Source organism: Leptospira borgpetersenii serovar Javanica, from assembly GCF_003046425.1.
GTDB lineage: Bacteria > Spirochaetota > Leptospiria > Leptospirales > Leptospiraceae > Leptospira > Leptospira borgpetersenii.
On the sequence record NZ_QAJG01000019.1, the window covers coordinates 12,701 to 35,112 of the forward strand.

Genomic DNA, 22,412 nt, shown 5'->3' on the forward strand with positions numbered 1-22,412 from the left:
ACAAAGTGAACTGTAAAAAACGATCCACGAAGCATCTGGACAGGATTGCGGTCCTTAGCCGGAATATGAAGAAGAACTGAATCGTATGTTGAAAAAATATAAAGTCGAAGACGTTTTGCCCTTGGAAACAAATTGCGAATGTGTAGGTTGTTAAAAACACAAATCCGTAGGCGTCTGTAGAATTAGAATTTCTTGACAGCTTGAAAGAATCAGCTTACTTCTACTATGAATCCTAACAAGTTTTAGGGAAAGTCATAAAACTCCGGACGGAAAAAAAGAAAATGTGAAGTATGATTTTGGAATGGAAAATTTACACTCTACGAGCGGCTTACAATTTGCAATGACTCTTGAAGGTAATAAAGATGACATTCGAAGTTCATTGTGCTACTGAGAGGAATTTACGCATAAAAAAGTGGAATTTAACGAATGTAAAGATCGCTGGACTCAGTAGAATGACATAGTTGGGATATAGGGACGAAATTAAAATGGCAATCAGTCACGAACAAATTCTTGAACTGCAAAAATACCAAAAGATGATCCTCCAATTAGAAAAAATCGCAAAAGAATCTCAGAACGACGAACAACGATATCGAGTTTCCAGGGATCTGGAAAAATACAAAACGAAGATGAAGGATATTTCTCCCGAAGGGATTCCGGACAATCTCGACATGACCGCGGAACAGATCAAACGATACAAGGAGAACCCGAATGAGGCCGGAAGGGTTCTGGCAAAGTATCCGATCATGAAAATTTCTCCGAATTCGAATGATCCCGAAGTCAATCAGATTGGAACTTGGATCAACGTAATGGACCGGGAATATCTGCCCGTGTTAAACGAAACTCACGTCCGTTTCGACTTTTCACATACGAACGAAAAAGACGGGGTCGTAAAATATATGGAGAACATTCGAAGGAACGTTAAGGTCCCCACAGAAACGATAGAAGAATTTCACGCTGCGGAAAAACAGGAATTCAGAGAACAGCTGAGTAGGATGAAAAACAAGCAGACCCGGATTTTTATTGCGGAAGCATTTGAAATGTTTCAAAAATTCAACGAATTTTTAAGTAAAGTAACCAGGGAGGCCAAGGAAGTCGGAGGAGTTATCATGAACTTGGAAGATTCGATCCGATTTAACCCTAGATTCGAAAGAGCCACCGAATTGGAGGGAAAGAGTATTATGGATGCTCTTAAGGAATTCCAGGAATTTACTTCCGAGGTTTTAGATAGAATCAACGTTCCCAATATTCGTTGATTTTTCGTCCTCTTTGTCAATTTTCAAAATGAAGCTTTGAAAAATCCTTTTCCGATTGATGGTATCTGCATATTTAGTGAATTTAACTCCCTCCGAAAAGGATACACAGGCGCATGGCACTCGTTAAAAATTCATCCGAAGTTACGAACTCCACGATCGGAGAAAATTCCTACTTCAGCGGCAAATTTTTTATCAATGGATCTCTTAAGATTGACGGAAAATTCGAAGGTAAATCCTTACAGGCTGAACAACTTTATATCGGCGTTACAGGCAAGGTAAAAACTAATATCACGGCGGCCAGTGTTATCATCGAAGGAATCGTAATTGGAAACATTACTGCAAGAAACAGGGTAATGCTCCTTCCTACTTCTAAAATTCTCGGAGATATCCGCACACCAGAATTGATCATTCAGAACGGAGTCATCCTTGAGGGACGTTGTATGATTTCGAATGATCTCAAACATTCCGCGAAAGATCTAATTGACCTTGAGTATTCTAAAGATTCTCTCAGCGTCGAAAAAATCTTCGGAAAACAATCTGGAGCGAGAGAATAATTCGAAAGGTTTTCCTTTCGGAAAAAAATTTCCGGAATAAAAGCCGATTTCCCGAAACAGTGAAGCGGATCTTGATTACGGAAGGCGATCCTTGTGGAATCGGTCCAGAAATTTTCGTTCGTTCCCTTTTTCTTTTAAGAAAAATCTCCAAAATAAGACCGATCGTTTACTTTCATTCGGGTAAGTTTCCTCTCCCGAAAGAATTCGTTTCGATTTCTTCTTCCTCCGAAATCCTAAAAAAGGGTTTGTTTGCGATTGGCCACGATTCTCTTTCCAAAAAAGAAGTCTCTTCTTTGAAATCCGGTAGACCTTCCGCTTTGTCGGGAAAATCTGCGTTAGCGGCTCTTTTACTCTCGATAGAGTTTCAAAAAGAAGGCGGAGGGGATTTGATTACTCTTCCCCTCAGCAAAGAATGGGTGATTGCGTCCGGTGTTTCCACGTTTCGAGGTCATACGGAATTTTTAGCGGAGGCCTATCGGACAAAAACGTTTATGCTTATGTCCGGAAACGATCTTCAGGTACTTCCTCTCACGACTCATATTCCTCTTGTAAAAGTTCCCGAGTTTTTGAAAGAGATCGATCTGAAATCGCTTGCAAATTCTATTCTTTCCTGCGAGAAAATCGATCTCCAAAAACCGATCGCATTTCTCGGCTTGAATCCGCATGCAGGGGAAGGTGGTAAAATCGGTAAAGAGGAGGAAGAAATTCTAGTACCGATGATTCGATCCTTAAAAAGGCAAGGTTTGAAAGTGGAAGGGCCTCTTTCCGCCGATTCTGTATTCGGCGAGTCCGCACGAAAAAAATTCGGTCTGCATCTTGCTTGTTATCACGACCAGGGTTTGATTCCTTTCAAAATGTGGGAAGGAAAAAAGGGCGTGAATCTAACTTTGGGTCTCCCGTTTATCCGAGTTTCACCGGATCACGGAACGGCCTTTGACATTGCCGGGAAAGGGCTTGCAGATTCGACGAGCTTTATGGAATGTCTGAATCGGATTTTACAATATTCATGAATCGTATTACAACCGAGGTTTTATGCCGGGACTTTTAGAACAGATTGTATTTCCGATTTTTCTTTTTTGGTTCTGCGGACTGACTCTACTTTTGTTTCGTTCCGATTTCGAGTTCGTCTGGAAGATCATTTTTGTTTTCGTTTTTATCTTTTATTTCTTTCAATACTTTCCTGAGTTAAAAACGAGTTATGAGCGTTTGACCGTCGGTTATCCTGTGGAAATTATTTCTTGGATTTACGGGATCGGAAAAGGTTTCTATTTCTTTCTGTTGTTTCTTTGGCCCATCGCTTTATTTCGAATCTTTTATTCTGCTTCTCCCCATGCAAGTAAGTCCCTTGTAAAGGCTCTTGTGAGTGTGACTTTGATTTACTGGTGTGGCTTTATTCTATATAACAATTTTTCTCCGGAGATAGACGGCTTTTTAAATACGACCTTTCTGAAATTCTTGAATTTTTCTGTGAAATAAATCCCGTCTAAAGTGTAGAATGAATCCACTTTATTTACAATCTTTTGGAGAATCCGAAGATGCGAAGAAGCATTTTTTGACTGCCTACGAGTATCAAACCAAGGGAAATCTCAAACTGGCTTCCAAACATTATAGAATGTCCATCGCAGCAAAACCTACGGCGGAAGCTTGGACGTTTTTGGGTTGGTCTTATTCCCTTGCCGGTAAATTGGATCGTGCGATTGAGTTCTGTAAAATCGCGATCGAAACGGACCCTACATTAGGAAATCCTTATAATGATATCGGGGTTTATCTGCTTCAACAAAAACGTTTCGAGGAGGCGCTTCCTTGGTTTGAAAGGGCGAAGTTCGCTCCTCGTTACGAGGTTCCCGTATATCCGTACTTCAACGCAGGTTCTTGTTTAGAAATTTTAGGCCATATTGAACTCGCTCGTTTGGAATACGAAAAAGCCATTCAAATTCAGCCGAATTATCCTCCGGCAAACTTCGCTCTAAAACGGATTTACATTCGTTATAACTGACAATGTAAAGTCCGAATTCTTGCCGGGAAACTCAGCAGGTTTCTCCCTTAACTCAATAGCGTTCCCTATCATAACGTTACCCACAAATATTTGGATCTCAATATAAATCTGTCGGAATTCCGACAAATCCACTGTAAAACTTACACCTGCAAATGATTTATAGAGAGCGTTGCATGAGTTTTCCCTAATTTTGGGAGGAGGAAAGAAAGGCTTGGAGGACTTTCCACTATCGGAAAATCATACTTCTTGCAAGTAAAAAGCCTCATTCTTGTCGGAACACTTGAAAAAATGTGCGTTTTTGATCCTTCCTATTCCAAAACCCTATCTCAACTTGTGGGTAAGGTTATGCTTCCTATGGGTCCTCTATCGGGCAGAACCAATCTGTTCCTCGGAAGCATTTCTTCGCTTCTTACGGAAGCTTGAAATGCTTTACCAAAGCTCGCTTCGAGTCCCGGTAGATCAAACGGTGGAAATGGAATATTGCAGTGTACCTACCGGGACTCGAACCCGGACCCCAGGCTCCGGAGGCCTGTACTCTATCCGTTGAGCTATAGGTACGTTTATAAGTGAGTCTTTTGAAAAGGTTTGGGATGTCAAATGTAAATCCTGAAGAGGGTTTGGTAAAGGAAAGTCCTTGAAAAATGAATCGTATAAGAAATCGTTCTCCTAAAAATTAAAAATAGAGGTAAAGATGAAGGTTTCGTTTCTGAATTTATGGGAAGGACTTTGTTTTCGGAGGGTCGTTTCCATTTTTGTATTGGTTTGGGTATGCGGAATTTTAACGCCGATTTTTTCGGTCAGCGAAGAGGAGGAAGCGAGGCTTTTGGAAAAGGCTCTCGTAGAAAGTGCGGTGACGCCGGGACAAAAACAAGCGATCGCGAATTATCTCAAGGCGACTGCGGTAGCCAAAAGAGCGAGAGCAAATGAACTCAGAGAATTGGCGAAACTTTCCAGAGGAGAGAAATTTCTTCAGGCCAGGGTTCGCAAAGAGAAACTTTTTAAAATGGCGGATTCTCTGGATCGCCAAGCAAATCGTCATGAAACCACTCTCAAGGAATTTCAAATCGAAAGTCACTGATATTGTATATCAATGAAAACTGGTAAATTTTGATAGTCGTTTAAAAATGTAGTCTCTGGCAATTTAAATTCAATACTATGAGATTGTTTGCAATTGACTGCTATCAAGAAGCCCTTAAAAATTACGTTCACCAAACGACGGTTTTACGCTGAAATTGGATTGGGTGATGCTTTCTTTCGGATTTTATAGGAGTTTTCTATTGAAGTTTCTTAAAAAAATTTCCAGACATTCCTGAACGATTTCGTCCGGGCCTTTTACGCCGTCTATTCGGATCGTTTCTTTTGGAAGAATTCTATCGTAGGCGGAACGAATTTTTTCAAGTTGAGCTAACGTTTCGAATCTTTCTTTATTTTCTTTTCTTTGACTTAGTCTTTCGAGTGCGATTGCTGGATTAAGATCTAGATAAAATAGAAGATCCGGGATTTTAAAGTTTTTCTTTAGATTTTTTTCGATGATTGTTTCGGGAAGAAGATCGTCGCCGCTTTGATAAGCGGCGGTGGAATACATATAACGATCCAGTAAGACGTTTTTTCCGGATTCTAAGGAAGGAAGGATGTTTTGTCTTAAAGATTCTTCTCTATCGTTTAAAAAGGCATCGATTTGTTCTTTTCTTTCAAGATCGATTTCCCCTCTTAAGAATTTTCGAAGATACTTTCCAGTTTCAAAGTTTGTGGGTTCGGTAAAGTTTACGGAAGGAATTCCCCGTTCTGTAAGTTTTTCGGTTAAAGATTTGCAAAGAGTTGATTTACCGCTTCCATCGATTCCTTCAAAAACTACAAAGATTGGTTTTTCGATCTTCATTTTTACGGTTCCGATTCAATTCTTGACAAAGAGAGATTTATACGAAATCATTTTATCTACATGGATTCTTTGGGAAATCGAGAATCCAATGAAAATTTCGTTATGGGCTTATATTTTTCGATTTTGAAGTTTTTCGGAGTGATTCTTTATTTCGGGTTATTTTATTTCTCTTGTTTTTCTCCGATTGCACAAACAAAAGAGACAGAACCGGAAATCGAAAGCAAACAGGAGATTCTTTCCGGAGAATCTGATCATCATTCTTCTCTTTTGCGCCATCCCAAAAATAAAGTGCGAGTACATCATATTTTTGAAGAAGTCTATCCGAGTTCTTCCGCAAGTTCGGTTTCGATTCTCGCCGAAAAAACGACCAAATCTAAACTTCTTCATTCTAAGGGCGGGCATTTTCTGGAAAAGATTTTGATTACCCTCGGCTATGGAATCGTTCTCAATCCGCAGGGTTATATTCTTACGAACGCTCATGTAATTGGGACTTACGATCATCTTTTGGTGAAGTCAAAATCAGGTAAATCCTACGAAGCGGTCATCATCGGTCAGGATAAAAAAATCGATTTAGCGATTTTGCAAATTACTCCGGATGAAGATATCATTCCCGTGGAAAAGTTGGATTATTATACTCTCCAAAGGGGAGAAGCGGCGATTCGAAAATATATCAATGCAAAAATTCAGATCAAAAAGAATCGAGAATCCACTCAGCCAAAATCCAAAAACCGGACTTCCGACTTGTAAATCTTCTCGAATTTGTCGGATGAAAACGGAAACTCTTTTCTTGGTGGTCTGGTCTAAAGAGTGAAAACGGAAGGATTCTCCCTTTCGTTTAAATCCAACTTATTGAATCGAATGTGTACCTCTAAGGACTAGCTTTCAAATCTAACTTGACAGTCATAGAAGCGAGCCGATTCTTTTAGATACCAAATGGAAATTCATTTTCAGAGGGATAGAATTCAATGAAAAACATGGAAAAACTGAAGTATGTTGCAATCGTAAGCATTTCACTTCTGCTCGGAGCGTTCTTGTCTCCCGTCATGTTTTGTGGAACCGGTCGAAGCAATCCTCTTTTTTTAAATGCTAAAGGTGATAAGGAACCTAGTCCGGCGACTCGTCAGGCGATCACGATTCAACAAGCCTTTGAGGAAGTTTATCAAACCGCTTCTCCAAGTGTAGTTTCCATCGCTACGGAAAAAATTCAAAACGTTCCCGTTCATTCCGGGCCTTTCGGAGATCCTTTCTTTGATCAATTCTTCGGCAGAGGTCAAGGCGGAAGCGGAAGAGTGATGAAACAAAAACAAACTGGGCTCGGTTCCGGGATTATTCTCAATACTCAGGGATATATTTTAACCAACGAACATGTGGTTCGTTCCATGGATAAACTTACCGTTCGTTTAAAAACGGGTAAGACATTTAACGCAGAACTCGTCGGCTCTGATCCTGTGATTGATTTGGCTCTTTTAAAAATCAAGCCGGACGGTGAAATTGTTCCGATCGAACTCGGAGATTCTTCCGCGGTAAAAGTCGGGGACTGGGCGATTGCAATCGGGGCCCCTCTGGGTTACGAACAGTCTCTGACCGCGGGGGTTGTCAGTGCTGTCGGTAGAACCGGAATCGATAACAGTGGAGTTCATTATCTTCAAACGGATGCTTCCATCAATCAGGGGAATTCCGGCGGTCCTCTTCTCGATATCAACGGTCGTGTGATCGGTATCAATCGTATGATCGCTTCTCAGAGCGGGGGTTCGGTGGGAATCGGATTTGCGATTCCGATTAACGAAGCGAAAGCGATCATGGAAGAATTAAAAACCACCGGTAAGGTCAAACGTCCCGCACAGCCTTGGCTTGGAGTCGGAGTGGATTATCTTCATGAAGAGGACGCGAAGAAGTTGAATATTTCGGGCGGTGCGGTTGTCGTTCAGATTATGAATGATTCTCCGGCGGATCGTGCCGGAATTCAGCTGATGGATGTGATCACTGAGATTTCCGGAACTAAAATCAATTCTCCGGAGGAAGTGGTCAGCACGGTTAAGAAGAGTAAGGTGGGTGATCGTATCACGGTTACGGTTATGCGTCAGGGAAACATTTCTAGAATTTCGATCCAGCTTAAGGAAAGACCGAACTGATTGGCAAAATCCCATACGCTTAATCCTGAGGAAGAATTTGAAGAAGAGTCGGGTTTACGTCCTTCTCTTCTTTCCGAATTTATAGGTCAGAAGGAAGTTCTCAATAATCTTACGGTTTACGTTCAGGCTGCTAAGAATCGAAAGCGTGCGCTTGATCATATTTTGATTTCCGGTCCTCCCGGTCTCGGTAAAACGACTCTTGCCGGAATTGTTTCCAACGAACTTGGGACCAGGCTTACCATCACATCTGCTCCTGTGATTACCAAAGGCGCCGATCTTGCCCGTCTTCTTACGAGTATGGGAGAAAATGAAATTCTATTCATAGATGAGATCCATACTCTTCATAAAAAACTCGAAGAGATTCTCTATCCGGCGATGGAGAATTATATGATCGATCTAGTGATTGGAGAAGGAGTAACCGCGCAAATGGTTCAAATCCCTCTCAAACCGTTCACCTTAGTCGGGGCTACTACCAGAAGTGGACTGATCAGCGAACCTCTCAAAAGCCGCTTCGGAATTCAATTGAGGCTGGATTATTACAACGATGAAGAGATGAAGGAGATCGTTTTACGTTCTTCTCGAATTTTGGGAGTTAAGATCGAAGACGATGCTGCCTTGGAAATCGGAAAACGTTCTCGTAAAACCCCCCGAATTGCAAATCATCTTTTAAAGAGAATTCGGGACTTTAGCGAAGTAGAGGGTAATCTTTCCGTAAAAAAGGGTCTTTGTCTCAAAGCGTTCGAAAAGATGGGGATTGACGACTTGGGATTGGACGGTATGGATCGACAGATACTGAGTTGTATGATCGATCGTTATAAGGGAGGTCCTGTCGGTTTAAAGGCGATTGCTGTCGTAGTCGGAGAAGAAGAAAAGACTATCGAAGATACTTACGAATCATTTATGGTTCGGATCGGACTCATCAATCGAACTCCCGCCGGTAGGGTGGCGACCGAAAGGGCCTATCGGCAATTAAAACGAATGCAAGATTTTTCCGAAAACCATGGACAAGACCCGACTCTATTCTGAATATTCCGGAATTCCCGAAGACGATCGAAGGTTGATCTATGCCTCCTTTCTAGTTCTTGTACTCGCGTCTTTTTTTACCGCACATTTGCTCACACGTAACATGCTCTGGAAAATTCTCGGAAGCGAGCCCATGGTCAAAATGGAAAGCAATGAGGAAAAAGAGAAAATTTATGAAGTTCTTCTGGAACAAGATTTTGTGGATAAGAACATAAAGGACGAATACAAGGCTCTTTCCAACGTGGATGCGGCGGGTGCAGGCGGGATTACGAAGAAGGAAGGATTTCACTCTGCGAGCCCCTTTCGTGAATTTATCATGGGCAGTATGGCGAGAAGGCCTTCTGAAGCCCAGAAACAGGAAGCTAAAGAAAAGAATGACGAGAAGGTTTTCGAAGTAGGAATTTATAAGATCGACCCAGTGCAAACCACCAATACGGAAGAAACTAAACAAAGCTCTCAGACCTACGGAAGAATGACGAAAATTCCGTTTAACTATCGATTCGAACAGGACTTTCTTTTTCGTTGGGACGGAAATCAAGCCCTTTCCATTCCTAGAAAAAAACTCGCAGGTTACGAATACTTCAAACGGATGCTGAAACAAATCGAAGGCAGTTTTGCTCCTCCCGGCGGAGGCAATTATGCGTATCGAGATATGGCGGGAACCGTAGTTCGAGAGGGAATTCTACCCGGACAGGTCAAAGTTCTTTTTATGCTAAGCGAAGGCGGCCAGGTTTTGGATACGAAACTCGTTTCGAGCCAGGGACAAGACGTTGTCAGTCAAGCTTGTGTCGATTCTATTCGAGGACAAAATTTCGGGAAGGTTCCCGATGAAGTCAAAGCACAAGGAATGATTTTCGGAATTAACTTTATCTTTCCGATGATGCGGACTCGCTGATTTTTTTGGTAAAAACCGGTTGACTTTGTCGTAATTATTCTTACTTTACTGAGGTATGAAAGCTGTCGGGGTCAAGAATCTTAAAGAAAACTTGAATACGTTTTTACGCCTTGTAAAAGAAGGTGAAACGATTCTCGTGACCGATCACAGTCGAATCATTGCCGAAATCAAAAAACCCACTTCCGATATTTTAAATTCGGATCTAGCCGTCGAAAGTTATATTGAGAAAGAACAAAAAAGCGGTCTTCTCTTAAAAGCAAAAAGAAAATCTACCGTTTTAAAGCCTCCGTCCAAAGTAAAAGAAAAGTTTCAGTTGGATTGGATGAAAACATATTATGAAGATCGGGATTGATTTCCCTCTTCATGCCGGTTTATATCGATACTAGCTTTTTTCTTTCAATCATTTTTGAAGATACCAATTACGAACTATCGTATGAAAGTTGGATAGGGGACGATTACAGATTTTCTTCCAGCCTACTCGAAATCGAATCATTCGTCAATATTCATAAAGTTTATAGGGAGAATCGAAAAGTTTTGAATAAACGTTGGTTGGACGAAAGTCTGACTCGACAAAGAGAGCTTCTTACGGAGATCAACTTGAAAAGAATCGGCTCTGAAGTTTACGAGAAAATTCAAAAAACGGAAAAATTGACTTTTTTAAAATCTCTGGATTCGATCCATTTAAGCACCGCTTTATTGATAGCCGATTCCCTGAAAAAGAAACTTACGATTTGTGCATACGATAAAAATATTAGGAAAATTGCATGCGATATGGATTTTAAACTTTGTGAAATTTTGTGACGGAAAATTCTTATTAGGAAATCGGAATGTTTAGTTCGAACGAATTTTCCGAACCTTTGGAATGGAAAACGTAACTTGCTCCCAATTTTTCGGATCTCATTCGAATGTTGCTCATTCCGATTCCGGAGACTTCTTCCGGATTGATCTCGAATTTTTTCCCGTCGTCTGTCACTTTTAGAACCAGATTTTTTCCCTCTTTTTTCCAGAAAATTCGTATCTTCTTCGCTTCGGAATGTCTGAGAATATTGGAAGCGACTTCTAAAAAGATCTTTTGAATGTGTAGACATTGATCCAGATGTATGAAATTGGAGACGTTTTCAATTTCCATTTTAACTTCTATGGTTCCGGTGCGTTGGATTCTATCCCCGTACCTTTTTATCACTTCTTCCACGAGTTCTTGGTTGTTTCCCTGATGGTGCATGAGAAATACGATGTCTCTTACATTCGAAATGAGATGATTCACTTCCGATTTGAGTTTTTTCAATGTGGAATCGTTTTTATCTTTGGATTCCAACTCGAAAAGAATCGCTGTAAGCTCGGACCCTATGGAATCGTGAATATCCGAGGCGATCCTTGCTCTTTCCTGTGCTTGTAGCTTTAGTTGTTCGTTATATCTGATTTGAAGTTGTGCGAATTCTTTTGCTCTTTCCAGATTTTCCGCGAATCTTGAGGAAATAATATAAGAATTTAACGCAACAAAAGCGATAAGACCCAAAGGAAAGCTGTACGGATATAAGGTATAAATCTCGTATAAACCGTAAATTCCGTCGTTCATCATCGTAAATGCCAGAACAAAGCCAGTGAAAAGTTCTCTGGCTTTAAAAGTGTTTGCCGTGCCTAGAATCAAAACCAATGCATAAAGCGGGGGAAAATACATAAACCAAGAATAAAACCAGACTATATTTCGTTCGTTGAAAGCGAAAATTCCGAAAAAGAAAATCGTACTTGTTCCAATTGCGGTTTGAATCCATTTCCGGTTGAACTGAAGCGGGAACATCTTACGGAGCATCAGGAAAGAAGTAGGGAAAAATGCGATCTCACAAAAAAACTTTATTCGTAATCTGAGATCCAGGGAAAGATCCGAAAGAGCCATAAATTGAATTTCGGAGGTGATGAAAGTATATCCGGAAACTAAAAAACAAAACAGGGTGAAATAGAGAGGAATCGGATCTTTTCTGTAGGAAAAAAAGAATACGAGGTGATAGATTCCGAAAGAAAAGATAACGACGATTAGGACCATCTCCCTCCATTCTTCTCTTTTTGTCTCCAAATCGATCGCCTTTCCTGATCCGATTTGAAATGGCTTCCGAATTCCACCTTTAAGATAATTTCCTTTGAAGGTGGAAACGGTTACGGTGATATAAAAATCCTCGGAGGGCACGACGATATTCGTCATCAATGGATGAGCTGAAAATACCGTATCTAAAGGACCGGTTCCGGCAAAACCGTTAGAATAAACTTTATGGTCGTCGAAATAGACTTCGTAAACTCCCGGAAGCCTGGGAATTCTGATCTTTAAATCGGGATATTGATCATCGCATAACACGCGCAGGCGATAGGTCGCATAACCTTCCGGAGTGAAGTTCGGATCGTAGTCCCTCCAAATTCCGGGGACTGGAAAATAAGTGGAGGTTTTTGGGATCGGATGATTGCCGTGTGTCGATTCTTTCCAATGAAATTCCCAGTTTCCGTTAAGCGTAGTAATGTTTTCGTCGAGATTAAAATTTCTGAGGTCGATGACACCTTTTTCCGCGATTGGCTCGTTCTTGGAGCTGCATCCCGTCGAAAACAAGGTAAATATAATAAAAATAGAAAATACGAATATTCTCTTTGCGGGCATTTAAGGGTATCCTGGAACGTCTCGTATAATCCCCATTCTTCTTCCTCGGATGATGGCTTCGGATTTGGAATGCACTTCCATCTTTTTATAAATTTTTTCGATATGTCTACTGACCGTATGGCTGGAAATATCGAGTTCGTCCGCGATATCTGCAACGGTCATTCCAAGCGCTACGAAATTGAGAATCTGAAGTTGCCTTTTTGTAAGTCCCAGGGTATTTTGAATTGGCGGATTTTGGTTTTCCTCTTTTTTTGTGAATTCTCGGATGATCTTGTCCGCAATTCTAGGAGTAAGTGAAGCGCCTCCCAGTATGATGACTTTGAGTTCGGCAAGGAACAGTTCGGGAGGAGTGTCCTTCAAGAGATAGCCGGATACCCCTCCTTGGATCGCTTCCACTATTTTTTCTTCGTCTTCAAAAACGGTGAAGATCACATATTTAGTGTTAGGCGTTTTTTCTTTAAGCTCTTTGAGACATTCCAATCCGTTCTTTCCGGGAAGTCCTATATCTAAGATTACGATATCGGGAATATTTTCCGGAATATCTTCGATCGCTTTTTGAGAGTCGGGATAGTGCCTTAAAAATTGAAAATCGGAGGAATTGGAAAGAAGTTCCTGAAGATTGAGGGCAGTGTGTCGATTGTCTTCGATGATGGAAACCAAATAAGGGGGTTTGGTTTTTTGTGAAGTTTTCGAATGTATCATCGACTTTGATTATACGAATTCGTTTCGATTGGTAAATTGTTTTTTACTCGCGTTCATTTTGTTTACTAAAAGTAAATTCTTAAGTTGCGGAGCTAAAACGTGCTGATAAAAAACGTTTTTGTTTGAGCCACAAACCCTTTATAAAGCCGTTTTTATTCAGTTTAGAAAGGGATTCAAAGTTTGTACTTTTCGTTGAAGTTCGCTTTTTGAGCTCGGTACATTCTTTGGTATCTTGTTTTCTAGGAATCGTTCGAAAATAGTAGTATAAAACGCCCTATTCATTTGAAAAGTTCATCCCATTCTTCCTTTGCTTTTTCCCATCTTCGTTTGCGTTCTCCTTGATCCTTGATCTTAAGATACAATCTAGGTTCTTTTTCGGGAAAGGTAATCCTCACTCTATGCTCATGAAGAACTTCTATGAGGATGTTTTGTTCGTTTTCAATTTTTAGATCATAAAGAACTACGTTTTTCATCCGCAGAGGAAGCGGTCCTTGGCCTAGGTCCCCGATTCCTTTTCTGAAATTCAACTCCACACATTCAACTGGTTTATGCCAGACGTCGCAGAACTTTCCTTCGGGAGGGGGAACAGGTCTGAGTCCGCAAGAAACGATGCAAGTTGTAACTAAGGATACGATAAATCCTTTGAAAATTTTCGGGATAGGGGGAAACTTCGCTTCGTTTAACATTGATTTCTAAAAATTTTACCGAACCGATTCTAGATCGAGTTTCGTTTTCAGGGTCGGCTTTTCATCGACGATTTCTTTTGCGAGTCGGATAATTTCTTCCCTTCTCTCTTCCATCTTTGGATAAAGTTCCTCTAAAATCGCGATTGATTTTGCATGTAGATTTTGAAGTCTGAAAATTTTCGCTTCTAAAATCCAAGATCCGATCGTGATAAAATCTTCGTTTGCATTTCTAACTTTGCGAATGAAATTGAGGGAAGAGACATACTGGCCTGCGCGGAATTCGGAAAGTCCGGTTAAAAAAAGAGCTTCTCTTTCGGTGAGAAGAATCGATCCGCTGGATTCCGGACTTGCAAGATTGCGTTTTAAAAATTCAGTATCTCCCGATAAGGACGCTCCTAAGATGGCAATCCACGTATAGCTGATTTTAAATTCGGGACTGATCTTGTCGTACGGAATCGAATTCAAAAGATGAGTGAGGGATTTTTTGGAAAGATGCTGTTTGACTGTTTCCCCGAATGCAATCATCACTTCGTTATCCGGATTTTCGCCGATTGAGGGATCTATCGCCTTTGCACGAAGCGCGTTTCGGTACATTTCTTCCAGAATCGGAAGATACGACTCGTCTTCCTGGAGAAAATCGTTGAATCCCGAATAGGCGAGTTTTACCAAGGTCCCCGAGTCGAAAGAGAATCCGTTAAGCAAAAACGAATTATAATTCCCTAATGCAATATAAAAATATCCCAATTCATCCGAAGGATTCGAGTGAACGTAATCTTTGGCGGCGTTTTGGAAATTTTTCACGGAACCTTCTTCCAGAGTTCCCGAATAGATTTGTTGTTGGATGTTTTTTCTTTCTTTTTCGAGAAGAATTTTTCTATCACCCGCGAATAGGTTTTTGATACTCTGCTGGAAAAAAAATCCAGTTCCACCTAAAATCAACATAAGAGCCACGAGAATATAAGGTTTATAACTGGTTTTCTTTTTATAACTTTTCAGGCCGGATTGATACAGCATACTTCGTCGATTTTTTATAAACCTATTCTGGGTTCACGTATTTTTTGAATCTCCTAAAACTTGACACCTAAGCCTCCCCTGATTCCGTTGGATTTCTATGCCTTACGATTACGATTTTGATGAAGATTTTGAAGTTGAGACCGGTTACGATGAGGATGTAACCGGAGAAGAGGTATTAACGTTTGCTTGTGAAGATTGCGATCATCGTTGGGAAGAGGACGTTTACGAAGCCGAAGACTACGGTCTTGAAGGGGCGATTTGTCCGATGTGCGGTTCCTCTGTAGTGATCGAGTTTTGAAAAATACCGGGCCGGTTTGGCAATTCGCCAAGAATTGTGTCGACCGGTTCCTAATATCCGTTTTTGTTTTATTTCCACAAAGTTCGGTCTTACCGACCGACTTCAACGACGTTTACGATTTTTACAAAAAGGGAAATTATGATACCTTAGTAAAGGTTTCCCGGGTCGCACTTCGAAAAGAGGAGATTGATTATAGGATTCTACTTTTATATACCTCCGCAGAAAAAGATCCGGAAGAAATCGACAAAACTTTGAGAAGTATCTATGAAAAGAAAGGATCTCATCCCGGAATTTTTTATAATTCCGTGTTTTTGTTTCTAGAACGTTGTCTGGTATTGGAAGATGAATCTTCCGGGATTTATTGGGGAAAAATTTTTTCCGAAAATGGAACATCCTCGGTGCGTTATGCGGAAGGGCTTTACACCTATGCTTGCATTTTATACGAGGCCGGAAAATTTTCGGAGGCAAAACAAATTCTTATCAAACTTAGAGAATTGAAATCGGCTGAAAAGTTAGCGAAAAAGATTCGGATCTTGGAATTGAGCGTCGAAAAAAAAACGGAGTAAAGATGTGAAAGCACTCAAGGTACAGGCCGGAAAGCTTAAAGGTAAGTCGATAGAAACGCCTATTGCCGTTGCGGGAAACACGAATTTTACTCCCGCGATTTTAAAAAAATCCGTTTTTGATATCGTCGGCTCCTTGGTTTTAAAAGGAAGATTGATACTTGAGAAATCCGTGTTTGTGGATTTTTTTGCAGGTTCCGGACAGATGGCTTTGGAAGCAATGAGTCGAGGATTTGCAAGAGTCGTTTTATACGAGTTGGCTTGGGAAAGATCGGACAACCTTCGAAAGCTTTTCGCAAAATTTAGCGACAACTACGAGGTCAGCAGAAAAGACGTATTTCGCTTTTATAATAAACTCGATATTCCCGAAAAATCGAAGATCTATTTTTTAGATCCTCCGTATTCTTTCTGGGATAAGAAAAAGGAAAAAATTAAATCTCTTTTGGACTTTTTGTTAAAGGCCGATGCTACTGTAGCCGTTTTTGTCCAGTCTCCGATCGATCCAAACTGGTCCGGTTTTGAAACCCGCAAGTTCGGAAAGAATTTTTTAACTTTTCGTGTCAACGGAGTTGGGGATGTTTCTCGACTTCCGAACGAAAATGCGTCCGAGATTTCGGAGGATATATCTTCATTTCATCAAAATGAAGATTGAATATTCGAAAAGTTGAATTCTCTTTTGAGAAATCGATTCGAGTCCGACTTTTCTTTTTGGAGTGAAAGAAAGTGCTTGTCGAAAGCGGGATCAGATTTTCGAAAACGCTTTTAAAATGAGAATTGCGGAAAATCTATGTTGAAGATGGTCACAATTTTATTGGTGGAGAAATCCGTAAGATTATATCTTCGATTTTTTGCGATCGGAGTGGGGATTTCTTTTGCGACTTTGATTTTAAACTCTTCGTTTCGGTTTATGGGAGTGGATCTTTCCGAATTCAAGTCCCTATTTTTATCCATTCTGCCTTTGTTCTTAAAAGATTATATTCAAATTTTGATTGCGAGCGGAATTCTGTTCGGTGCGATCGGTTTGCTCCTTTCTTCTGCGCAGCTTGGGAATGAAAAAGAGGTTTCGACCGACTCGTTTTTTATCGGTCCTTTGTCGGAAGATGGGGCTTTATCGGTTCAAGGTTTCGATTCTTTTGTCAAGAAGAATATCGAGGTTGAAAAGGAAAACTCTTATCGAAAAGTTTTTTGGACTTTCGGAGTATTTGTATTTCTTCTTTGGTGTCATTCTGTGATTTTTTATCCCCAACTCTATGGGGAATTCTTCTTTTATCGATTTTCATTTCTGCGTTTCTTTTTGTTTTTCCTGACGGATTGGGTTTCTCCCTGGATTCCATCGGCGATCGCGCTCGGAATTTTAGGAGCTTGTATCGTAAAACATTCTGTTTTTTTAATATTTAAGAGAAACTGGTTCGGTTTTATCTTTTTCGTTTTGTTTTGTTTTTTACTCTTTTGGTTTCATTCTTGCGGAAGTCTTTTGGGGATTTTGAGTGCGACTATCTTTTATCTTTCCGCTCGAGTTTTTGAGAGTTCTCCGATTTTTGATCTAATTCGGATCGTGACTTTGAAAAATGTAAGTCGGAATCGAATCGTTCTCGTTTTACTTTTTATTATTTGTACTTCTCTGATTTGTTTTGCTTTTTCGAAAAGTCGTTTTGGAGTTTTTACTTTAGCTCCGAGTCGAAGCGAAAAAGTTCCGGAAAATATCGCCCTGAGTGCGGAAGGTGTTCCGAACATTCTGATTCTGAGCGCGGATAGTCTTCGTTATGATAAAATGGGATACGCACAAGGTAAGGAGGGATTGACGCCTCATATCGATTTACTTGCGAAGGATTCCGTAATATTCCAAGATCATCATACTACGATTCCCAGAACTTTTCCTGCCTGGGCGGATTTGCTCACGGGACAACCCAGTTTCATACACGGAATTCAAGATATGTTTCCGGATATAAAGGATCGGGAAGGTTTGAACGGTAATGTTTCTAAAACACTTCCGAATATTTTGTCGCAACTCGGATACAAGACGCACGTCGTTTCTTCGTTTGCAGGGGATATTTTCCCTCGAGCTGATTGGGGGTTTCAATCCGTAAACGCTCCGATGTTTCACGCGGAAACTCTCACGGCGCAAAGGATTTTAGAAACTCAGATTTTTCTTCTTCCGATCTTGACCGGTTCGATTCCGGGCGCGGGAGAATATTTCGGGGCAATCCGCGGATTTCCAAGTTTGGGGGACGATTCTAAAATTCTTCCGGACCTTTTGGCCGGATTAAAAAAGGAAGAAGGTCCGTTTTTTACTGTCTTTTTTTCCTCCGTGACGCATTTCCCATTCAGTCCTCCGTATCCGTATTACAAGATATTTACAAATTCTGAATATTATGGAAAATTTAAGTATTTCAAATTTGTGAACCCGAGCGATTCTTCCGAACTTTCGAACGACGACCGGGAACAGATTCGAGGACTTTTTCAGGCTTCGATTTATTCTTTTGACAATTCGGTCGGAAAGATTTTGGAGCACTTAAAAAAAGAAGGGATTTACGATTCCACCCTGATCGTTTTAACGAGCGATCATGGGGAATCCTTGTTTGAAGCCGATCATAGTCACGGGCACGGGGAACATTTGAGAGGAGAGGGTGTGACTCATATTCCTCTGCTCATTAAATTCCCTCGAAATGTAGGCGCTGGTCGGAGGTTTACCGGAATTAGCAGCTCCCTGGATCTGTTTCCAACTTTACTTTCGTTCGTTTCAGATCGGATTCAAGATTTTTCCTTACGAGAAAATTTGCGGAACGAATTGAAAAATCGTTTCGGAAGGGATTTGTCTGCAGGTTTGAGTTTTCAGACTTGGAAAGATTCTAGAAATGTCTACGGTGAAACCGGAATTTGGTTTAGTGATTTAGGAGATCATTTTTATCAAAAGGAACGAATTTACTATCCCGACATTCTTCATTTGCATTCGATTGAATCGGGAGAATTTCCTTTTATTTCGATCGGAGATTCTTACGCGAAGGAGAGTGTGATCATTTCCAAACATAGGATGTTTCAGAATACGGCCCGTAAACTCATCTACATCCCTTCGGAGAACGGTGTGCTTTGGCGTTGTTACGATCGGATTGCCGATCCTTGGAACGAAAGGCCGCTTGCGATCGAAGAGTGTTCTTCTCTGAAAGATTCCCTCATTTCGTTTCTGGTCTCTTCCGGAAAATTCAAGAAGGCAGGAGAGTATTTGCTCCCTTTGTCGAATTGATGCTTGAAGGATAGGGCTAAACTAAAAACCTGTGTTTTAGTATGCCTAGAAGAGAAGATATACGTTCTGTACTTATTTTGGGTTCCGGTCCGATTGTAATCGGACAGGCATGTGAATTTGATTATTCCGGAACTCAAGCCGCCAAAGCCCTGAAAGAAAAAGGGATTCGTGTCATTTTACTCAACTCAAATCCTGCAACTATCATGACCGATCCGGATCTTGCGGATGCAACTTATGTAGAGCCGATGACGGTTCCAGTCGTTCAAAAAATTCTTGAGAAAGAAAAACCGGATGCAATTCTTCCTACGGTCGGAGGTCAGACCGCTCTGAACCTCGCCCTTGCTTGCAACGGCGCGGGGCTTTTGGAAAAGTATAACGTGGAATTGATCGGTGCCAAAGTGGACGCGATCAAAAAAGCCGAGGACAGAGAACTTTTCAAGAAGGCGATGGAAAAAATCGGTGTGAGAGTTCCCGCATCCGGCCTGGCGAACAATCTCACAGACGCCGCCGAAATCAAAAAAAAACTCGGGCTTCCTCTCATCGTTCGTCCTGCGTTTACTCTCGGCGGTACCGGGGGGGGAATTGCTTACACCGAAGAAACTTTTGAAGAGGTCGTTTCAAAAGGTCTTAAGGCTTCTCCGATCAGCCAGGTTCTTTTGGAAGAATCGGTTCTAGGTTGGAAGGAATTCGAACTCGAAGTGATGCGTGATCTAGCGGATAACGTGGTTATTATCTGTTCGATCGAAAACATCGACCCGATGGGGGTTCATACGGGCGATTCCATCACCGTGGCTCCTCAACAAACTTTGTCCGATAAGGAATACCAGAACTTAAGGGATATGTCGATCGCGATCATTCGGGAGATCGGAGTGGAGACGGGTGGTTCCAACATTCAATTTGCGGTCAATCCGGCAAACGGAGACGTTATCGTAATCGAGATGAATCCGAGGGTTTCTCGTTCTTCGGCTTTGGCTTCCAAAGCGACCGGATTTCCGATCGCGAAAATCGCCGCTCTTCTCTCCATAGGATACACGTTGGACGAAATTAAGAACGATATCACACGAGTGACTCCGGCGTCTTTCGAACCTTCGATCGACTATGTCGTAACAAAAGTGCCTCGTTTTGCCTTTGAAAAATTTCCGGGTACGGACGATACTCTCGGGGTTCAGATGAAGGCGGTCGGCGAGGCGATGGCGATCGGAAGAACGTTTAAAGAAAGTTTTCAGAAGGCACTGCGTTCTCTTGAAATCGACCGTTACGGTTTCGGCTCGGACGGGTATTTTCAAGAATTATTATATACAAGAAGTTTAAATAGTGATCAAAGAAAGGAATGGATCGATTCCTTTCTAAAACGTCCGAACGATAAGCGTATTTTTTACGTCAAACTCGCCTTCGACGAAGGTTATACCGTGGAACAAATCCACGATCTTTGCAAGATGGATCGGTGGTTCCTCTGGCAAATGGAAGATCTTCTCAAATTGGAAAGGGAATATTCCGAAAAGGGAGATTCCGTTCTTGCTAAAATGAAACGGGCCGGTTTTTCCAACAGACAACTTTCGTTTTTAAAGAATAAAAAACGAATTTTGGATCTTCTCGACAGCGATCTCAGAGTTGATTTGAAAAAAACGGAAATTCAAAATATTCTAAAAAAATCGGAAGAGGAGATTGAAACCGAACTCGGTTCTGAAAAAATTCTTCCCGTTTACAAAAGAATCGATACTTGTGCCGGAGAATTTGAGGCTTATACTCCTTATTTCTATTCTTCTTATGATGAAGAGGACGAGTCCGATGTGACTTCTACTAAGTCCGTTATGATTCTTGGTGGGGGACCGAACCGGATCGGTCAGGGAATCGAGTTCGACTATTGTTGTTGTCAGGCTTCTTACGCTCTTCAAGATTTGGGAGTCGAATCCATTATGGTCAATTCGAATCCGGAAACCGTTTCGACGGATTACGATACGTCGGATCGTCTCTACTTCGAGCCTCTGACTTTGGAGGATGTATATCGTATTTATCAAAACGAGAAGCCGGAAGGTGTCATCATTCAATTCGGAGGACAAACTCCTCTCAAACTCGCAAAGGATCTGGAAAGAAAAGGGGTTAAAATTCTAGGAACAAGTCCGGATTCCATCGATCGTGCCGAAGATAGAAAGCGCTTCGTCGAAGTATTAGAGAAATTGAAACTACGTTCTCCGGAAAGCGGGATCGCAACTTCTATGGAGGAAGCGAGAGAAATCGCACAAAATGTCAAGTACCCCATTTTGGTCCGTCCAAGTTACGTTCTCGGGGGAAGAGCGATGCTCATCATCAATGAAGAAAAAGAGCTCGATCGTTATATGGAAAAGGCGGAAGAGATTTCGAAAGACAGACCGCTTTTGATTGATTCCTTCTTGGAGGATGCAGTGGAAGTGGATGTGGACGCTCTCTGCGATGGAAAAGAGGTTTTCGTTACCGGCATTATGGAACACATCGAAGAGGCTGGGATTCATAGCGGAGATTCGGCTTGTATTCTTCCTCCGCAAACACTTTCCAAAAATATGATGGATGAAATCCGTAAAGCGACCGTGGATCTTGCTTTGGAACTTCAAGTTAAGGGGCTCATCAACATTCAATATGCGGTAAAGAATGAAATCCTTTATGTCATCGAAGTAAATCCAAGAGCCTCGAGAACCGTTCCGTTTGTCTCCAAGGCTCTTGGTCATCCGATCGTAAAGTATGCGACTCGGGTTATAATGGGAGAATCTTTGAAAAACCTCCCTCTTCCGAAAGAAATGGCGTTCTCTCAAGTTTCTGTAAAAGAAGTCGTTCTTCCGTTTAATAAATTTCCAGGAGTCGATACGATTTTAGGTCCAGAGATGCGTTCCACCGGAGAAGTTATGGGAATCGCTTCCACTGTCGGAGAAGCATTTTTGAAATCTCAATATATGGCCGGTGACGAACTGCCTTCTCAAGGGACGGTTTTTGTAAGTATCAACGACAAGACGAAGTCGGAGCTTCTTTCTTATATCAAGGATCTTTCCGATCTCGGTTTCAATTTGATCGCGACTTCGGGAACTCATAAATTTCTTTCGGACAATGGAATTCTTTCTTCCAAGATCAACAAGGTTTACGACGGAATATTTCCCACGGCCTTGGATTATATCAGAGAGAATAAGATTCATCTTATCATCAACACTCCTCTTTCGAGAGTTACCAGAGACGATAGTTTTACGATCCGCCAGGCGGCGATCCGTTTTAAGGTGCCTTGTTTAACCACATCTAACGCCGCTAAGGCCCTCATCAAAGGAATGGTGGAAATGAAAAACAAGGGCTTTACGGTCCATTCTCTCCAAGAAATCCACACAATGCCGAAAGTTTTATAGATTCTATTGCTTGAGAATTTTAGAATATTTTAATTATTTTGCGATATTTTTCTTGTATGAGTTTTTGGTCGTCATTTTGTTTTTTTTGAGAACCACGATTCTAAAAATTTGCCTCAAAATCTGCCGGATGTGATCTACTCTGATTTCTTTTTAAGTTTGAATTCTCGTATTGC

At 41.3% G+C, this 22,412-nt stretch carries 23 protein-coding genes and 1 tRNA gene; 18 read left to right on the top strand and 6 right to left on the bottom strand.

What is annotated here, in order from left to right; translation table 11 throughout:
• The first annotated feature begins 485 nt into the window (after positions 1 to 485).
• From CLV95_RS13935 to CLV95_RS18945, 6 genes are all read left to right on the top strand, one after another.
• Positions 486 to 1,253 (top strand): hypothetical protein, encoded by a 768-nt coding sequence (locus CLV95_RS13935; protein ID WP_107694988.1) that lies wholly within the window; start codon positions 486 to 488, stop codon positions 1,251 to 1,253.
• A 113-nt stretch (positions 1,254 to 1,366) separates the two neighbouring features.
• A complete protein-coding gene (locus CLV95_RS13940) occupies positions 1,367 to 1,807 on the top strand; it encodes a bactofilin family protein (RefSeq protein WP_001229815.1) in 441 nt (146 codons plus the stop codon).
• Positions 1,808 to 1,866: 59 nt separating this feature from the next.
• Positions 1,867 to 2,817 carry a PdxA family dehydrogenase gene (locus CLV95_RS13945; protein ID WP_002735971.1) on the top strand — a complete coding sequence of 317 codons (951 nt, stop codon included), beginning with the start codon at positions 1,867 to 1,869 and terminating at the stop codon, positions 2,815 to 2,817.
• Between the two features lie 22 nt (positions 2,818 to 2,839).
• A complete protein-coding gene (locus CLV95_RS13950; RefSeq protein WP_002728240.1) occupies positions 2,840 to 3,283 on the top strand; it encodes a hypothetical protein in 444 nt (147 codons plus the stop codon).
• 19 nt (positions 3,284 to 3,302) lie between these two features.
• On the top strand, positions 3,303 to 3,803 hold the full coding sequence (locus CLV95_RS13955) for a tetratricopeptide repeat protein (RefSeq protein ID WP_002728247.1): 501 nt from the start codon (positions 3,303 to 3,305) through the stop codon (positions 3,801 to 3,803).
• A 246-nt stretch (positions 3,804 to 4,049) separates the two neighbouring features.
• Positions 4,050 to 4,226 (top strand): hypothetical protein, encoded by a 177-nt coding sequence (locus tag CLV95_RS18945; protein ID WP_016749053.1) that lies wholly within the window; start codon positions 4,050 to 4,052, stop codon positions 4,224 to 4,226.
• A 63-nt stretch (positions 4,227 to 4,289) separates the two neighbouring features.
• Here the strand turns inward: CLV95_RS18945 and CLV95_RS13960 are convergent.
• Positions 4,290 to 4,361, bottom strand: a tRNA-Arg gene (locus tag CLV95_RS13960).
• Positions 4,362 to 4,494: 133 nt separating this feature from the next.
• Between CLV95_RS13960 and CLV95_RS13965 the strand changes: the two genes are divergently transcribed.
• A complete protein-coding gene (locus tag CLV95_RS13965) occupies positions 4,495 to 4,881 on the top strand; it encodes an LIC10421/LIC12816 family protein (RefSeq protein WP_002728259.1) in 387 nt (128 codons plus the stop codon).
• Positions 4,882 to 5,064: 183 nt separating this feature from the next.
• On the opposite strand, the gene tmk is transcribed toward CLV95_RS13965, so the two are convergent.
• Positions 5,065 to 5,682 (bottom strand): dTMP kinase, encoded by a 618-nt coding sequence (gene tmk, locus CLV95_RS13970; protein WP_002735931.1) that lies wholly within the window; start codon positions 5,680 to 5,682, stop codon positions 5,065 to 5,067.
• 60 nt (positions 5,683 to 5,742) lie between these two features.
• Between tmk and CLV95_RS13975 the strand changes: the two genes are divergently transcribed.
• The 6 genes from CLV95_RS13975 (at position 5,743) to CLV95_RS14000 (ending at position 10,533) form a co-directional block, all read left to right on the top strand.
• Positions 5,743 to 6,429 (top strand): trypsin-like peptidase domain-containing protein, encoded by a 687-nt coding sequence (locus CLV95_RS13975; RefSeq protein ID WP_002728223.1) that lies wholly within the window; start codon positions 5,743 to 5,745, stop codon positions 6,427 to 6,429.
• Between the two features lie 218 nt (positions 6,430 to 6,647).
• Positions 6,648 to 7,814: a S1C family serine protease gene (locus CLV95_RS13980; RefSeq protein ID WP_002728292.1), complete on the top strand. Its 1,167-nt coding sequence runs from the start codon at positions 6,648 to 6,650 to the stop codon at positions 7,812 to 7,814.
• A complete protein-coding gene (gene ruvB, locus CLV95_RS13985) occupies positions 7,815 to 8,840 on the top strand; it encodes a Holliday junction branch migration DNA helicase RuvB (RefSeq protein ID WP_002728286.1) in 1,026 nt (341 codons plus the stop codon).
• Complete coding sequence (locus tag CLV95_RS13990; RefSeq protein WP_002735942.1) at positions 8,815 to 9,732, top strand: energy transducer TonB; 918 nt, start codon at positions 8,815 to 8,817, stop codon at positions 9,730 to 9,732. The genes ruvB and CLV95_RS13990 overlap by 26 nt, the downstream gene beginning before the upstream one ends.
• Positions 9,733 to 9,787: 55 nt before the next feature.
• Complete coding sequence (locus CLV95_RS13995) at positions 9,788 to 10,084, top strand: type II toxin-antitoxin system Phd/YefM family antitoxin (RefSeq protein WP_002736032.1); 297 nt, start codon at positions 9,788 to 9,790, stop codon at positions 10,082 to 10,084.
• Between the two features lie 11 nt (positions 10,085 to 10,095).
• On the top strand, positions 10,096 to 10,533 hold the full coding sequence (locus CLV95_RS14000; protein WP_002736005.1) for a PIN domain-containing protein: 438 nt from the start codon (positions 10,096 to 10,098) through the stop codon (positions 10,531 to 10,533).
• A gap of 13 nt (positions 10,534 to 10,546) precedes the next feature.
• Here the strand turns inward: CLV95_RS14000 and CLV95_RS14005 are convergent, their stop codons facing one another.
• From CLV95_RS14005 to CLV95_RS14020, 4 genes are all read right to left on the bottom strand, one after another.
• Positions 10,547 to 12,373, bottom strand: a complete 1,827-nt coding sequence (locus CLV95_RS14005) for a sensor histidine kinase (RefSeq protein WP_002735997.1) — start codon at positions 12,371 to 12,373, stop codon at positions 10,547 to 10,549.
• The gene (locus CLV95_RS14010) at positions 12,374 to 13,075 is read right to left on the bottom strand and encodes a response regulator (protein WP_002736594.1); all 702 of its coding nucleotides are present in this window, start codon (positions 13,073 to 13,075) and stop codon (positions 12,374 to 12,376) included.
• Positions 13,076 to 13,353: 278 nt separating this feature from the next.
• The gene (locus CLV95_RS14015; protein WP_002728276.1) at positions 13,354 to 13,761 is read right to left on the bottom strand and encodes an LIC12806 family lipoprotein; all 408 of its coding nucleotides are present in this window, start codon (positions 13,759 to 13,761) and stop codon (positions 13,354 to 13,356) included.
• A 15-nt stretch (positions 13,762 to 13,776) separates the two neighbouring features.
• Entirely contained in the window at positions 13,777 to 14,775 is a 999-nt protein-coding gene (locus CLV95_RS14020; RefSeq protein ID WP_002736051.1) for a hypothetical protein, read from the bottom strand.
• Between the two features lie 97 nt (positions 14,776 to 14,872).
• Between CLV95_RS14020 and CLV95_RS14025 the strand changes: the two genes are divergently transcribed.
• The 5 genes from CLV95_RS14025 to carB all read left to right on the top strand — a co-directional run bounded on the left by CLV95_RS14025 (position 14,873) and on the right by carB (position 22,239).
• Positions 14,873 to 15,073, top strand: a complete 201-nt coding sequence (locus CLV95_RS14025) for a hypothetical protein (protein WP_002728274.1) — start codon at positions 14,873 to 14,875, stop codon at positions 15,071 to 15,073.
• Positions 15,070 to 15,639, top strand: a complete 570-nt coding sequence (locus tag CLV95_RS14030) for a hypothetical protein (protein ID WP_002728280.1) — start codon at positions 15,070 to 15,072, stop codon at positions 15,637 to 15,639. Before CLV95_RS14025 ends, CLV95_RS14030 begins: the two co-directional genes overlap by 4 nt.
• A gap of 4 nt (positions 15,640 to 15,643) precedes the next feature.
• The gene (locus CLV95_RS14035; RefSeq protein ID WP_002728288.1) at positions 15,644 to 16,288 is read left to right on the top strand and encodes an RsmD family RNA methyltransferase; all 645 of its coding nucleotides are present in this window, start codon (positions 15,644 to 15,646) and stop codon (positions 16,286 to 16,288) included.
• Positions 16,289 to 16,423: 135 nt separating this feature from the next.
• Positions 16,424 to 18,877, top strand: a complete 2,454-nt coding sequence (locus CLV95_RS14040; protein ID WP_002735941.1) for a sulfatase family protein — start codon at positions 16,424 to 16,426, stop codon at positions 18,875 to 18,877.
• Positions 18,878 to 18,918: 41 nt separating this feature from the next.
• On the top strand, positions 18,919 to 22,239 hold the full coding sequence (carB, locus tag CLV95_RS14045; protein ID WP_002728238.1) for a carbamoyl-phosphate synthase large subunit: 3,321 nt from the start codon (positions 18,919 to 18,921) through the stop codon (positions 22,237 to 22,239).
• Positions 22,240 to 22,412: the final 173 nt, after the last annotated feature.

Excerpts from the sequence above, each read along its gene's own strand:
- CLV95_RS14015 (WP_002728276.1), bottom strand. The coding sequence starts at position 13,761 with ATGTTAAACGAAGCGAAGTTTCCCCCTATCCCGAAAATTTTCAAAGGA.
- CLV95_RS14040 (WP_002735941.1), top strand. The coding sequence starts at position 16,424 with ATGTTGAAGATGGTCACAATTTTATTGGTGGAGAAATCCGTAAGATTA.
- CLV95_RS13965 (WP_002728259.1), top strand. The coding sequence starts at position 4,495 with ATGAAGGTTTCGTTTCTGAATTTATGGGAAGGACTTTGTTTTCGGAGG.
- CLV95_RS14000 (WP_002736005.1), top strand. The coding sequence starts at position 10,096 with ATGCCGGTTTATATCGATACTAGCTTTTTTCTTTCAATCATTTTTGAA.
- CLV95_RS13995 (WP_002736032.1), top strand. The coding sequence starts at position 9,788 with ATGAAAGCTGTCGGGGTCAAGAATCTTAAAGAAAACTTGAATACGTTT.
- CLV95_RS13990 (WP_002735942.1), top strand. The coding sequence starts at position 8,815 with ATGGACAAGACCCGACTCTATTCTGAATATTCCGGAATTCCCGAAGAC.
- CLV95_RS14005 (WP_002735997.1), bottom strand. The coding sequence starts at position 12,373 with ATGCCCGCAAAGAGAATATTCGTATTTTCTATTTTTATTATATTTACC.
- CLV95_RS14020 (WP_002736051.1), bottom strand. The coding sequence starts at position 14,775 with ATGCTGTATCAATCCGGCCTGAAAAGTTATAAAAAGAAAACCAGTTAT.
- tmk (WP_002735931.1), bottom strand. The coding sequence starts at position 5,682 with ATGAAGATCGAAAAACCAATCTTTGTAGTTTTTGAAGGAATCGATGGA.
- CLV95_RS14025 (WP_002728274.1), top strand. The coding sequence starts at position 14,873 with ATGCCTTACGATTACGATTTTGATGAAGATTTTGAAGTTGAGACCGGT.
- CLV95_RS13980 (WP_002728292.1), top strand. The coding sequence starts at position 6,648 with ATGAAAAACATGGAAAAACTGAAGTATGTTGCAATCGTAAGCATTTCA.
- CLV95_RS13955 (WP_002728247.1), top strand. The coding sequence starts at position 3,303 with ATGAATCCACTTTATTTACAATCTTTTGGAGAATCCGAAGATGCGAAG.
- CLV95_RS13975 (WP_002728223.1), top strand. The coding sequence starts at position 5,743 with ATGGATTCTTTGGGAAATCGAGAATCCAATGAAAATTTCGTTATGGGC.
- CLV95_RS13935 (WP_107694988.1), top strand. The coding sequence starts at position 486 with ATGGCAATCAGTCACGAACAAATTCTTGAACTGCAAAAATACCAAAAG.
- CLV95_RS13950 (WP_002728240.1), top strand. The coding sequence starts at position 2,840 with ATGCCGGGACTTTTAGAACAGATTGTATTTCCGATTTTTCTTTTTTGG.
- carB (WP_002728238.1), top strand. The coding sequence starts at position 18,919 with ATGCCTAGAAGAGAAGATATACGTTCTGTACTTATTTTGGGTTCCGGT.
- CLV95_RS13940 (WP_001229815.1), top strand. The coding sequence starts at position 1,367 with ATGGCACTCGTTAAAAATTCATCCGAAGTTACGAACTCCACGATCGGA.
- CLV95_RS14010 (WP_002736594.1), bottom strand. The coding sequence starts at position 13,075 with ATGATACATTCGAAAACTTCACAAAAAACCAAACCCCCTTATTTGGTT.